The following is a 12815-nucleotide window of genomic DNA, read 5'->3' on the forward strand; positions in this document are numbered from 1 at the left end:
TACTCCATGCGAAGTTCACATCACGCTTGGTTATGAATGTGAATAAGTGATAATTAGCCGTGATGAATAAAAGGACAACTGGCTACAGCAAGAAATCGGGGTAAAAATGCCCGTATTTAACGGTAAAGTTTTACCAGTGCAGACCGTAATTCCCCTTTTGATTGCAGTGGCGCGTCATATTCCAGCCGTTTGAGTTGATCGCCGAGCGTCAAATCAACCCCGCCGGCATCGAGCCCGGAGATTCGCCAGCCCGTTCCCTTGCCCTTGCAATAGAGTTTTGCGTATGTGCTCGCCGCATCGGCATGGTCGGAATTCATGTGGTCGATCGCGCCCGTCTCCATCTCCGCGATGTCATCTATCGCTACCGAGCGGATCATCAGGTCCTCGCCGCTAAGGATGTAGGCCCGGCCAAAGCCGCCGTTCATGTTCGCCTTCAGCGGCGTCAGCCGGAAGAAGGCGAAGTCGGGAAAATCGGCATAAAGCTTGGCCTTCGGGTGACGCCGGATGAAGCGTTCGCGGATCCGCGCATGCGCGTCACTGCCGCGTTCCACCTTTTGTGCCTCGCATTGCACGGTGAGCCGCGCATGAGCGAGCGGGTCACCCTTGCCGATCTCGCCTGTGAGCAGGGAGCAGCGCTGGTCCCTCGACAGGGCCTGCGTGTGGACGGATAGGGCAGAGACCAGGATCACCGGCGTGCCATCGGTATCGATGCCGATCAGCACGCGGCTGACAAAGGGAAACCCGCCGCTGTCCGGCTCGATCACCGCTATGGCTGCGCTGCGTGCCGACCGCAGGATGATGCGGGCCAGCTTGCGCGCCTCATCGTCGGTTTCGCGCAGAACAGAGGGTTTGTCGGCCATCGGGTTGTCTCTCGTTAAAATGCCAAACGCCCGGCGCAAATTGTCCGGGCGTCCTTTATAGCGGCATCTTGACCATCATCGTCAACTTTTGTTGCGATGCCGCGTCAGGCCTTCCACGACGTTTTGCGCATTGATCGTGCCGACGATCGCGCCATTGTCGACGACGCCGATGCTGCCCGGCTGGCGCGACATGGCATCGAGAATGTCGATCAGCGGCGTCGTCGGCTTGGCGGTTGCCGAAACGCCGGCCGGGGCTTCGCCGCGATTGACGCCCTGGCTCATCACGTCCATCGCCGTCAGCATGGTGATCGGGTTCATGTGCTGGACGAAATCGGCCACATACTGGTTGGCTGGGGTCTTGACGATATCCTGCGGCGTGCCGCACTGGATGATCCGGCCGCCTTCCATGATGGCGATGCGGTTGCCGATGCGGAAGGCTTCGTCGAGGTCGTGGCTGACGAACAGGATGGTCTTTTTGAGCCGCCGCTGGAATTCAAGCAGTTCGTCCTGAAGACGGGTGCGGATCAGAGGATCGAGCGCCGAGAACGGTTCGTCCATCAGAAGGATCGGCGCGCCGGTGGCAAAGGCGCGGGCGAGACCCACACGCTGCTGCATGCCGCCGGACAGTTCCTTGACCTGGCGTCCCGCCCATTTCGTCAGGTTGACCAGTTCCAGCTGCTCCGCGACGCGGTCCTTGCGCTCCTTGTCCGGGACGCCGGCCAATTCCAGCCCGAAGCCGACATTGTCCTCGACGGTGCGCCAGGGCAAAAGCGCGAATTGCTGGAACACCATGGAGACGTCGTGCATGCGGAAATCGCGCAGCGATTTGGCCGATGTCTTGTAGGGGTTGATAACGCCGTGGCGGGTCTTGACCTGCACTTCGCCGCGCACCACCGGCGCCAAGCCGTTGACGGCGCGCAAGAGGGTCGATTTGCCCGAGCCCGACAGTCCCATCAGAACGAGGATTTCGCCCTCCATGATGGTCAGCGATGCATCGGCGACGCCGAGCACCAGACCCGTCGCAGCCCCGATTTCGTCGCGGGTCTTGCCCTGATCGACCATGGCGATGGCGGTTTCCGGCTTGTTGCCGAAAATGATATCGACATTCTTGAAAATCACCGCATCGGTCATGCGCCTTCTCCTTCATCGGACGAGCGGAACAGGCGGTCGAGAATGATCGCGAGGATGACGATACAGAGGCCGGATTCAAAACCCATGGCAATGTTGACGGTATTCAGCGCCCGCACGACGGGTACGCCGAGACCGGCAGCCCCCACCAGCGCCGAAATGACCACCATCGACAGCGACAGCATGATGGTCTGGGTCAAACCGGCCATGATCTGCGGCGTGGCAAAGGGCAGTTCGATCTTGCGCAGCACCTGCGCCGGCGTCGCGCCGAAGGAGACGGCAGCTTCCACCAGCGAGGGCGGGGTGGAGATGATGCCAAGGCGGGTGAGGCGGATCGGGGCGGGAATGGCAAAGATCACGGTTGCGATCAGGCCGGGCACCATGCCGAGGCCGAAGAGCACGAGGGCTGGGATGAGATAAACGAAGGTCGGGATGGTCTGCATCAGGTCCAGGATCGGCCGCATCACGGCATAGACCCAGGCACGGCGGGCAGCGGCGATCCCCAGTGGAATGCCGACGGCCATCGAGACGAAGCTTGCCGCCAGAACCAGCGCCAGCGTCTCCGTCGTCGCTTTCCAGTAGCCGAGATTGATGATCAGGAGCAGGCCGAACAGCGTGAACAGGGTGACGCCGACCGAGCGGCGGAACCAATAGGAAAGTGCCGTGACGATGGCGACCACGATCAGCGGATGCGGCGTCTGCAGGACCCAGAGGATCGCATTCACGACACCGGCCAGGATTGCCGACACCTGGTCGAAAAAGCCGGTGAAATTGGTGGTCAGCCAGGTGAAGAAACTCTTCGCCCAGCCGCCAATGGGTATGCGTCGATCAGGGTTGGTTAGCCATTCCACGGGAAAATCGCCTGGTTCTTGGAGCCAATCATAGGAGCGGAAGCGCGTGCCATCTGCTGACGGGCGTTGCGCTTAAAAAAGGCGGGGACTAAGCCCCGCCTTGATAGGCCGGTCAAAGACCAAGCGCGGTCTTGACGGCTGGCAACCCTTCGGCGCCGTCCTTGGTGGTAACGCCTGCAAGCCAGGGATCGATTGCCGCCGGATTGGCCTTCAGCCACTCGTTGGCAGCCACTTCCGGATCCTTGCCGTCGTTGAGGATCTTGCCCATGATCTCGTTTTCCATCGGAAGCGAGAATTTCAGGTTGGTGATCAGCTTGCCGACATTCGGGCACTCGGCGGTATAACCGGCGCGGACATTGGTGAAGATCGTGGCGCCGCCCAGATTGGGTCCGAAGATGTCGTCGCCGCCGGTCAGGTAGGTCAGCTTGAAGTTGGCGTTCATCGGATGCGGTTCCCAGCCGAGGAAGATGACCGGCTGGCCGTCCTTTTCAGCGCGGGCAACCTGCGCCAGCATGCCCTGTTCGGAGGATTCGACCACTTCGAAGCCCTTGAGGCCGAACGTGTCCTTATCCGTCATGTCGATGATCAGGCGATTGCCGTCATTGCCCGGCTCGATGCCGTAGATCTTGCCTTCGAGCTCATCCTTGTGCGCGGCGATGTCCTTGAAGTCCTTGATGCCGAGTTCGGCACCCTTGGCATTGGTCGCCAGCGTGTACTTGGCGCCTTCCAGGTTCGGGCCGAACGATTCGACCGATTTGTCGTTGAGGAACGGGCGAACGTCGGCTTCCTGCGTCGGCATCCAATTGCCGAGGAACACATCGATATCCTTGTTCTTCAGCGACTGATAGGTGACGGGAACGGACAGAACCTTGATATCCGTCTGATAGCCAAGACCCTTGAGGATCGAGGAAACGGTCGCCGTCGTTGCGGTGATATCGGTCCAGCCGACATCCGCGAAGCGGACGGTGCCACAGCTTTCAGGCTCGGCGGCATGGGCGGATGTCAGGGCTGCCAGCGATACCGCTGCAGTCAGCATGAATTTGAGTGTCAGTCTGGTCATCGTGATATTCCCCTGCCTTTTGATTTTAGCCAATCACCAAATGTCCGCCAATTCAAGCGCCCTGGTGTTGCCTTGAGTGTATTGGGACATTTGCCGGACACGCCCGCCTAAAGCGACGTGATATGTCGCATTGCTCATGTTCTGGCATCTGCCGTCGATTTTCTGTGACTTTCGCGCTTGCGCTCTGGCCTTCCTCGCTTGGTCTGTTCATGAACAATCAACAGCATACAGAAGAGGACGCCATGGCAAAACTGTATTTCAGCTACGCCACGATGAACGCAGGCAAATCGACCATGCTTTTGCAGGCGTCGTACAATTATCGCGAACGCGGTATGCGCACGGTCATCCTGATTGCGGCCTTCGACGACCGGGCGGGCATGGGGCGCGTGTCCTCGCGCATCGGATTGAGCGAAGACGGCATCGCCTTTACGCATGCCGACGACCTCTATGCGCTGGTCGAGCGCCTGCACGGCGAAGAGACGATCGCCTGCGTCTTTGTCGATGAAGCGCAGTTTCTGGGCGAAGATCAGGTCTGGCAACTGGCCCGCGTCGCCGATCGCATCGGCATTCCGGTGATGGCCTACGGTCTGCGCACGGATTTCCAGGGAAAGCTCTTTCCAGGCTCGATGGCGCTGCTCGCCATTGCCGACGAGATGCGGGAAGTGCGCACCATCTGCCATTGCGGCCGCAAGGCGACCATGGTGGCGCGGATGGATGCGCACGGAAATGTCGTGCGGGAAGGGGCCCAGGTCGAAGTCGGCGGCAACGAGAAATACGTGGTCTATTGCCGCCGTCACTGGGAAGACCAGATGAACGAAGCGTGAGGGCGGGCTATCGCCGGATATCTGCGCCGTGCCATGATGGCGTGCCTGCCGCCACCTTCCGGGAAACCTGCCATGCCCTTCTCCTTGTCTCACCGTCTTGCCTCTTTCGGCCTTTTTCTCTGTCTTTCCATCAGTCTGGGTGCGGATCTTGCGCGTGCAGCCGGTAATGCCGAGGCGGGCGCGCAGGTCTTCAAGAAATGCGGCGCCTGCCACACAGCGACCGAGCCGATGAACCGTGTCGGCCCAAGCCTGATGGGCATTGTCGGGCGTCCGGTCGCGACCTTCACTGGATACAATTATTCCAGCGCAATGGCGGCGTTCGGTGAGGATGGCAAGGTCTGGGACGAGGAGCGTTTGTCGGAATATCTGATGAGCCCCAAGGCCATGGTTCCCGGCACCAAAATGTCTTTTCCGGGCCTTCGAAAGCCGCAGGAGATCGAGGATGTCCTTGCCTATCTGAAGACGAAAGCCGCGCCGTAAAAGCGCAGTGGCGGCCGTTACAGTTCTATTGAGGCGATCCAGGGTTTAAAATCCGCAGATTGCGCACTTGTTCTTCAAATTGCCGCTCCCATTATATAAGCTGATGTCAGGACTGAATAATTTGGCTGCGCGGCGCGTCTGCACCGGAGCAACAGGGGGAAAAACGATGGCGACACTTCAGAATTTTGAGAGCGAAATCGAGAAAACCCGCGGCATCGTCGAACAGATGCGCGGCAAGATGAACCAGTCTGCCGTCGTGCTCGACCAGTTCGCAAAATCCGATACCAAGCTGGGCGATGCGAATTTCGACATCGAGAACGCCCGCATCCAGGACGTCATCAACCAGCAGAAGGTCATGGAAGGCAATATTGCCGACCTGATCATCGGCCTGGAAGACGCCACCAACGTCTTCGGCTCCGAATTCGAGAGCATGAAGAACTATACCGGCTACGAGAAATTCATCGGCATCTTCTCCAAGCAGAGCGCGCAGCGCATGCGCACGGACCGCGTCCGCAACATGTCGCTGGCCGGCAACCTGCAGGAGCTTCTTTCCAAATCCGACACGATCGTCGGCATCCTGAAAGAGCAGAAGGGCGTTCTCGACCAGCGCTACAAGACCTCGGAGGCGAGCCTGCTCCAGGTCATCGAGCGGCGCAAGGCGACGATTGCCAACCTGCAGCAGACGCAAAAGCGCATCGAGGAACTCAATCCGATGCTGATGGACATCGAAAACCGGATCGCCGCATCGACCGACCAGATTTCCCGCACCCAGCTTGAAGGCGAGCGTTCGGTGCTGGCAACGGAATATAACGAGAAGCAGGCCAAGGAACAGGAACTGCTGGCGGAGAGCCAGACCTACGAGCGCTACACCTCGATGTTCCAGACCTTCGTCGATTCGCTGAACAACCAGATTGCGGCGCAGAACACGCTGATCAACAAGCTGACCATCGATACCGAACAGCGCATCGTGCTCTACAAGGCGCTGGAGGATTCCTTGAAGACCGCAGCGCAGCAGGATGTGGCCCACAAGATCAACACGCTGGGCAGCCAGGTCGATACCGCAGCGGAGGAAACCATGGCCGGCATCGGCTCGGCCTCGCAGCGCCATATCGGCGATCTCCTGGAGATGCACGAGAAAAACATGCTCTCCACCCAGGACATCCAGCGCCGCAAGAAGCTTGCCGACGACGCATTCGCCCGGCGCTTCCAGGCGGTGATGGATAAGCATAATTCGGCGAACTATGTGAAGCAGTGATGGCACTCGCAATGCCATTACGCGCGAAAATATCCGATTTGCCAGGCTACGATAGCCGTTGGCGGGTCCGCACCTCCCCCTTGAGGGGGGAGGTCGCGCGGAACGCGCGGGTGGGGGTGATCGTCAGGGACGCAGCAAGGTCACCCCACCCCGGAGCTTCGCTCCGACCCTCCCCCTCAAGCGGAGGGTGGACATCATGAACGCCGCATCCGAAGGCGCGGTCGGCCAGTATTTCGCCTCCATCCGGGCAGCGCTCGGTGGTCTGGAGATTTTCCTCGGTGATCGCAATTCGCCGCTATACCGCGATACCGTGGTGGGCGAAGTCGTTGTTCCCTATCTCTCGCGGCTGAAGGCGTCGTTTTCCTGCTGGGAAAACCGGATCGGTTTTATCGAGCAGTTCCGCATCTCGCGGGCCGAGAGCGGCTTTCCGGTGTTCCAGAATGTGCTGGAGCTGGAAAACGACCGGCAATCGGCGGAAAAGCGGTTGGCCGGAATTCCGCTGGCCGATGCGCTGCGCCAGGAAATGGCCGATTTCATCCTGCGGCAGAAGGCGTTTCCGGCCGAACTGCAATCGCGCATGGCCGAGCGGCTCTATCTCGAGCAGATCGGCAAGGGCGATATTTTCTCGCCTTTCATCATGCCCGAGACCATCCGTGTCGGCGTCAATCAGAAGACCATGCGGCCCTATTATGTCGTCTGCTGGGGTGCCTTCGACGGCGCCAGCACGCTGCCGATGGTGTATATGTCTGTTATTGAAGATTCCTCGGAAAAGATCGTCAAGCTTCTGGTGACGCCGGATGGCAAGCTTAACCCCGACACGGAGATTCCGCTTCCCGTCGGTGGTCTGCTCAATCCGGATCTCGCCAGCCGTTTTGATGATTTTGCCCTGAAGAACAGCGCTTACTCGCTGACGCCGGTGACGATCGCGACCAATCTCGACAAGGATTTCGAGGACCTGCATCCCAAGCAGATGCGGCGCATCGTGCTGGGTCCCTTCTATTCCGCCGGGATTACCGAGAACAATGCCAAGATCAACGAGATCCTGTCGAAGGTGCGCAAGACCGAGAATGCCTGGCTGCTGACCTGGACCGTACAGGAAGTCTTCTCCAAGGCGGAGCGGCCGGCCCAGCGCGGCTTCTTCTCCTCGACGCCGGCCTCGGAAGAATTCCACATTGATACCGACAATCTGGAGGCGACGCGCATGGGCGTGAGTTCCTACGAGAAACACGCGCTGGTGCCGCACGACGCCTATCAGGCGCTCTATGCCGCCGGCGATGCGGCAGCCATCTTCGGCGACTACAAGGTGCATGTCATCTCCGGAAACCAGGTCATCAGCGAGGTCTAGGATATGTCACTGAACGCAGGCTTGACGACGCTGCACGAGGACGACATCGCCAAGCATCAGGCGGTCGCGCAGGGGCTCGTCACCCGGCTGATCCTGCTGGAGGCCGACGATCCGTCTGCGGGCACGGCACTTGCCGGAACCGGCCGCCGTTTCGTCTCCACCGTTTCGACCGGCGGTCAGCGCCGCACCCGCGAGGTGGAGCTGGTAAAAACGATCCAGTCCGTACGCTCAGCCGATCCGCTGATGTCGCCCGCCCAGCATGCCCTGCTTTACCGTTCGCGGCGCGGGCTGCAGGTGGCGCTGGCAGTGGCCGACGTCTTTGCCCGCCAGACCAATCTGGAAAGCTTGCAATCGCGCAATGCGGCCGCGCCGCTCTCGGGCGATGATGCGAGCCAGTTCAAGGCGCTTCTGTCGGCATCCGCCTATATCGCCGCCTTCACCTTCGCTGCCTATCTCGGCGCGACGCTTGCCGGCGATGGCGAGCCTGTCAAGGATGGCAGCGAACCGGATTTCCTGTTCGATACGCCGCAGGATGCGCTCAAAGGCATGATCTCGGCGCTCGACAAGACGATTGCCGGGGCGCCCGACGATAGCGCCCTGACCAGCCGTGCCCGCGCCTTTGCAAGGCTTGCGATCGAAGGTTTGATCGGACGCAAGGCGCGGTTCACCGGGCTTTCCAGCTTTGAGAATGTCCATATCCGTATCGATCAGGACGATTTCACGCTGAATGGTTTCGATGTCGCGCCCGGCGCCAAGCGTGCGCCGCTGGTGATGACGTTCAAGAAGCCGGAAGAGATCATCGGCAACCACATTGCCAAATATCAGGCGCTGAAGCTTGCCAAGATGCTGATGGCCTATGATTTCGACCGGCAGATGAACCCGTTCGTCGAGCTTGGCGGTTTTCTGTTCACGTTCATCGGCGACGGCATGCCGGGCACCGGCAAGACGATCCTGATCCAGATGCTGGCGGGTCTGCTTAACGATTACTGCGAGATCGCCGGCTACGCCTTCCACTACGAGAATTTCGGCGTCGATCAGATTTCCTCCTATCAGGGCAAATCCGGCCAGAACTGCAAGGCCTTCGTCAACAATGTCATCAACCCGCGCGCCATCGGTTTCGGCACGATCGACGATGTCGATCAGGTTGCGGCCAAGCGCTCCGACGACCGTGCGTCGGCTGGTCAGCACGAGGTGACGGCGGTGCTGATGGAGAGCTTTGCCGGGGCCTCGACGGTGATCCGCGGCAATTGCACCTTCGGCATGTTCTCCAACTATCCGGAAAATGTCGATGATGCGCTGCGCCAGCGCGCCGGCGCCCGCTGGCTGGTCGATGGGCCGCAGTCGGAAGCAGACTATATCGACATCTTCGCCATGCTGGTCGGCAAGAACCACAAAATCCCGCTTGGTGAACATCAACTGTTTGCCGGGCAGGAGATCAAGCAGGCCGTATCGCAATCCTATGCCGAACACGCCCGCCCGAAGGAAGAGGGGCTGCTTTCCGTCTGGGAGCGGCATGAAAAGGAAGAGGGAAAGATCGGGACGCTCGCTGATGTCGGCGCCTACCTGCATCGGATCAAGGAGGCCGAGCCGCGTTTTACTGGCCGGGCGATCAAGAACATCACTGACGCTGTCAAGATGCGGGCCATGGACGTCGATCTCCCGGATGACTGGTTTGCGACGCCGCAAGCCTTCATGCACAAGGCCTATGACGAGAAGAAAGCCATGATCGAGACCCTGCGCGGCCCGATCACGCTGGAGATGGTCCTGCAGGAAATCAACCGCTACGCCGACAGCGAATTCCGCTACACCGACAAATCCGACGATGCAGCCGTCACCGAGATCATCCGCCGCGAACGCCAGCGCGAGAAGGCGGTGCGAGAGATCGAGGCGATGAAGGCGGACGGGCGGTGGCAGGGGTAGGTGGCTAAACTGTTCTGGAAGTGAAACCGGGACGATGTTATAGGGTATACACGTATCCCATAAGGAACATCATCATGGCCAAGCAAACGGCGATCCGTCTCCCCGACGAGACCTATGAAAGATTGCAGGCTCTTGCCGCGCGCACCGGACGGACGGCGACATTCTACATTCGCCAGGCGATCGAGGAACATCTTGAGGACCTCGAGGACATCTATATGGCAGAACAAGTGCTGGAAAAATTAGCGCGCGGCGAAACACGCACCTACACTCTGGAAGAGGTTGAGCGGAAACTTGGTTTGGACGATTGAGCTGACGGAGGAAGCACTCCGGCAGCTGGAAAAGATGGGACGTTCCAATGCTGTTCGGATCCGGGAGTACTTGCGAAAGCGCGTTGCAACGCTCGATAATCCGCGTTTGCTGGGAAAACCGTTGCAAGGCCGTGCGCTTGGCCATCTCTGGCGTTACAGGGTGGGCGATTTCCGGGTTTTGGGTGAATTGCGCGACACTCAACTCGTCGTACTCGTTGTCGAGATCGGGCATCGGCGTGAAATATACAGATGATCAGCCCTTGGTCTGGACCGCATGAAACGCCTCCTCGAAGCCGAACTGATCTATGGCCGCCTGCTCGATATTTCCGAGCCGCATCTGATTGCGCGCTACAACAAGGCGCTGCAGGGGTTCGGCCTGCGCCCGACGGCGCTTGCGTCCTTTCAGATCGACATGACGGGGTTTTCGCCTGAAATCGCCGACGAGCTGGGCGATCGCGATTATCTCGATCCCAACCGCGTCAACCGCCGCTTCATCATCATGACGCCGGATCAGGAAGAGCTGCCGGTCGTTCATACCAGCTTTTCCAACACCGCCGCCCTGATGCACGAATTTTTCGGCGCCAACAGGCGGGCGATCAATGCGGTGACGATCAAGGATGCGCTTTACGGCGAGATCGAGGATTCCGTCTCTGTCGTCAACGATATCGATGATCTGCTCTCGATCAACGAGGTGCGGTTTCGTGTTTTGTCGGCCGAGGACATGCTTGGCAAGGCGGCCGAACTGCGCTCGCTTGTCGACCGGTTGAAGACGGTGCCGGTGGCCTGGGCTGATGATGCGCTGTTGAACCGGATGGTCGATCTGGCAAAGGTCACCGGCGATATCCGCGAAAATGCACTGGTGCCGGACAAGCTGGTCTTTCGCCACGATGCCTTCTGGGCCAATCATTTCGGCGGCGTCTATGTGTTTCTGGACGAAAAGACCACGACGGTGATCTGCGATCCCTCGGTGCCGGGTTTCCGGCGCTCAAGACCCTGGCAGGTCGGTTATATCAGCCTGTCCGACCATCAGCGCATCTATGAGTTCCTGGCCTCGACCAACCGGCTGCAATTGCCGCAGGCCTCCTGGGTGCAGGATTCAGGCCTTTATCAGCACCGCGCCGACATGGCGCTGCGCGCGCTGGTCAATCAGGCGGACCCGACGACGGATATCAATGCGATCGATGCGATCTGGCTGCAAACCTGGATACACCGCAATTCCGCGCTGGTCTCTGCGGATGGCGTCTATCCGTTTCTGCAGACGATGATCCGCACGATTGCGGCATCGGGCAGCATCAAGATGCAGGACGTTGCGCCGGAAAACCGCTTTCTCCTGGTGCGCGCCGCCCCCGATCATCCTGATCAGTGGCTGACAAACCGGCTGATCGCGCAGCTTTGCCCCAGCGATTTCGTCTCGCGTTTCGTCTTTGACAAGCAGGGATTTTATGCAGCCTATGAACAATACAGCGAAAAGTTCAGGGAATATGTTGTGGCAACGCTGACCAGCACATATCTCAGGGACAAGCTGGCGTTCCGCAAACGCCTTTATGGCCTCAAGGAGGATAATACGAATGCTTGATCCGATCGTCGCGTTTTTTCAGCGTCTGTTTGCAGCGATCGGCCGGGGCATTGGCCTGGTGGTGTCCTGGATACTTTTTCCCTTCGTCACGCTGGCTAACTGGTATGGCGGGCGGGCCTGGATCATCAAGGGGCCGATCGGCCTTGGCCTGCTTCTGTTGATCGCCCTCTACGGCTATTTCATCTGGCAGACGCAGGTCTGGACCAATTTCGATCCGGATTACCCGAACCGCTATAATCTTGCCGAGCGCAAGAACGATGCGGGTCTTCCTGTCAGGGTGGCGGCTGGCCAGACGGCGCCGGCCAATGCCTGCGAGCGTTCGGCGATCGTCGATGTCACCGCCGATCTGATCGACTATAATGTCAATCAGAACGCCTGGATCTCATCGATGGTGCTGTTTAAGGCCGGGCTGTTCGGGATGGACTGGGACCGCACGCCATGGCTCGACAACAAGGCGTCGTTCCAGCGGGGCGTCAACGAGGCAGTGCGCCGCACGACGGTCGAACTCGTCGATTCTCTGGTGCGCATGCGCGGCACCTCCGGCATCAATCCGCAGCTGCAGAGCGTACGCAGCAAGATGCAGTATGAGGAAACCAACTGGTATTTCGGCCTGTCGCCCTTCGGCTTCCTGACGCCGACGCCGACACAATATCGTGCCGCATTGGCAGATCTTCGCAGCTTCAATGAGCAGCTGGCCACCTGTGCTGCCACCTTCGACGCCCGCGCCGACAATTTCCTGGAATTCATGGACCGCGTGTCGAGCTCGATCGGCAGCACGTCTGCGATGTTGCGCGAGCGTTCCGAGAATTATAATGGCGGCTGGTTCGATACGCGTGCGGATGACCGCTTCTGGTTCGCTTATGGCCAGCTCTACGGCTATTACGGCATCCTGACGGCCACCGGTGCCGATTTTGACGGCGTCATCAACCAGCGCGGCTTGGCGCCGATCTGGAACGAGAGCATCAAGCAGATGCGCGCTGCCCTGCGCATTCAGCCGCTGATCATTTCCAACGGCCAGGAAGACGGCTGGATCATGCCGACGCATCTGGCAACACTCGGCTTTTACGTTCTCAGGGTGCGCTCGAACCTTGTCGAAATGCGCGACATCCTCGCCCGCTAAGTCCAGACAGCATCTTGGAGACGGAGGAACCACGTTCCTCCGTCTTTTTGTCTGATTTTCCAGAAAACCACCGATTTTCTGCGTTTTC

13 protein-coding genes are annotated in these 12815 nt (G+C 59.5%); 9 read left to right on the plus strand and 4 right to left on the minus strand.

From position 1 onward, the window contains the following. Positions 1–116: 116 nt before the first annotated feature. From ASD32_RS05670 to ASD32_RS05685, 4 genes are all read right to left on the minus strand, one after another. Entirely contained in the window at positions 117–860 is a 744-nt protein-coding gene (locus ASD32_RS05670) for a HugZ family protein (protein WP_060637038.1), read from the minus strand. A gap of 81 nt (positions 861–941) precedes the next feature. After that, complete coding sequence (gene choV / locus ASD32_RS05675) at positions 942–1991, minus strand: choline ABC transporter ATP-binding protein (RefSeq protein ID WP_060637039.1); 1050 nt, start codon at positions 1989–1991, stop codon at positions 942–944. Further along, the gene (choW, locus tag ASD32_RS05680; protein WP_060637040.1) at positions 1988–2839 is read right to left on the minus strand and encodes a choline ABC transporter permease subunit; all 852 of its coding nucleotides are present in this window, start codon (positions 2837–2839) and stop codon (positions 1988–1990) included. The genes choV and choW overlap by 4 nt, the downstream gene beginning before the upstream one ends. Positions 2840–2951: 112 nt before the next feature. Further along, complete coding sequence (locus ASD32_RS05685) at positions 2952–3899, minus strand: choline ABC transporter substrate-binding protein (protein WP_060637041.1); 948 nt, start codon at positions 3897–3899, stop codon at positions 2952–2954. 242 nt (positions 3900–4141) lie between these two features. On the opposite strand from ASD32_RS05685, the gene ASD32_RS05690 reads away from it, so the two are divergent. The 9 genes from ASD32_RS05690 to ASD32_RS05730 all read left to right on the plus strand — a co-directional run bounded on the left by ASD32_RS05690 (position 4142) and on the right by ASD32_RS05730 (position 12727). Continuing rightward, on the plus strand, positions 4142–4723 hold the full coding sequence (locus ASD32_RS05690) for a thymidine kinase (RefSeq protein WP_060637042.1): 582 nt from the start codon (positions 4142–4144) through the stop codon (positions 4721–4723). Between the two features lie 72 nt (positions 4724–4795). Further along, positions 4796–5203, plus strand: coding sequence for a cytochrome c family protein (locus ASD32_RS05695; RefSeq protein WP_082546656.1), 408 nt, complete (start codon positions 4796–4798; stop codon positions 5201–5203). A 166-nt stretch (positions 5204–5369) separates the two neighbouring features. Further along, positions 5370–6458, plus strand: coding sequence for a hypothetical protein (locus ASD32_RS05700; RefSeq protein WP_060637043.1), 1089 nt, complete (start codon positions 5370–5372; stop codon positions 6456–6458). A gap of 196 nt (positions 6459–6654) precedes the next feature. Then, on the plus strand, positions 6655–7803 hold the full coding sequence (locus tag ASD32_RS05705; protein ID WP_060637044.1) for a hypothetical protein: 1149 nt from the start codon (positions 6655–6657) through the stop codon (positions 7801–7803). A 3-nt stretch (positions 7804–7806) separates the two neighbouring features. Beyond that, on the plus strand, positions 7807–9723 hold the full coding sequence (locus ASD32_RS05710) for an AAA family ATPase (protein ID WP_060637045.1): 1917 nt from the start codon (positions 7807–7809) through the stop codon (positions 9721–9723). Between the two features lie 74 nt (positions 9724–9797). Continuing rightward, a complete protein-coding gene (locus ASD32_RS05715; protein ID WP_060637046.1) occupies positions 9798–10031 on the plus strand; it encodes a DUF6290 family protein in 234 nt (77 codons plus the stop codon). Between the two features lie 34 nt (positions 10032–10065). Next, complete coding sequence (locus ASD32_RS05720; RefSeq protein ID WP_244490109.1) at positions 10066–10284, plus strand: type II toxin-antitoxin system RelE/ParE family toxin; 219 nt, start codon at positions 10066–10068, stop codon at positions 10282–10284. Between the two features lie 21 nt (positions 10285–10305). Beyond that, complete coding sequence (locus ASD32_RS05725; protein WP_060637048.1) at positions 10306–11607, plus strand: DUF6638 family protein; 1302 nt, start codon at positions 10306–10308, stop codon at positions 11605–11607. Next, positions 11600–12727 carry a DUF2333 family protein gene (locus ASD32_RS05730; RefSeq protein WP_060637049.1) on the plus strand — a complete coding sequence of 376 codons (1128 nt, stop codon included), beginning with the start codon at positions 11600–11602 and terminating at the stop codon, positions 12725–12727. Before ASD32_RS05725 ends, ASD32_RS05730 begins: the two co-directional genes overlap by 8 nt. Positions 12728–12815: the final 88 nt, after the last annotated feature.

This window comes from Rhizobium sp. Root483D2, assembly GCF_001426685.1.
GTDB lineage: Bacteria > Pseudomonadota > Alphaproteobacteria > Rhizobiales > Rhizobiaceae > Pararhizobium > Pararhizobium qamdonense.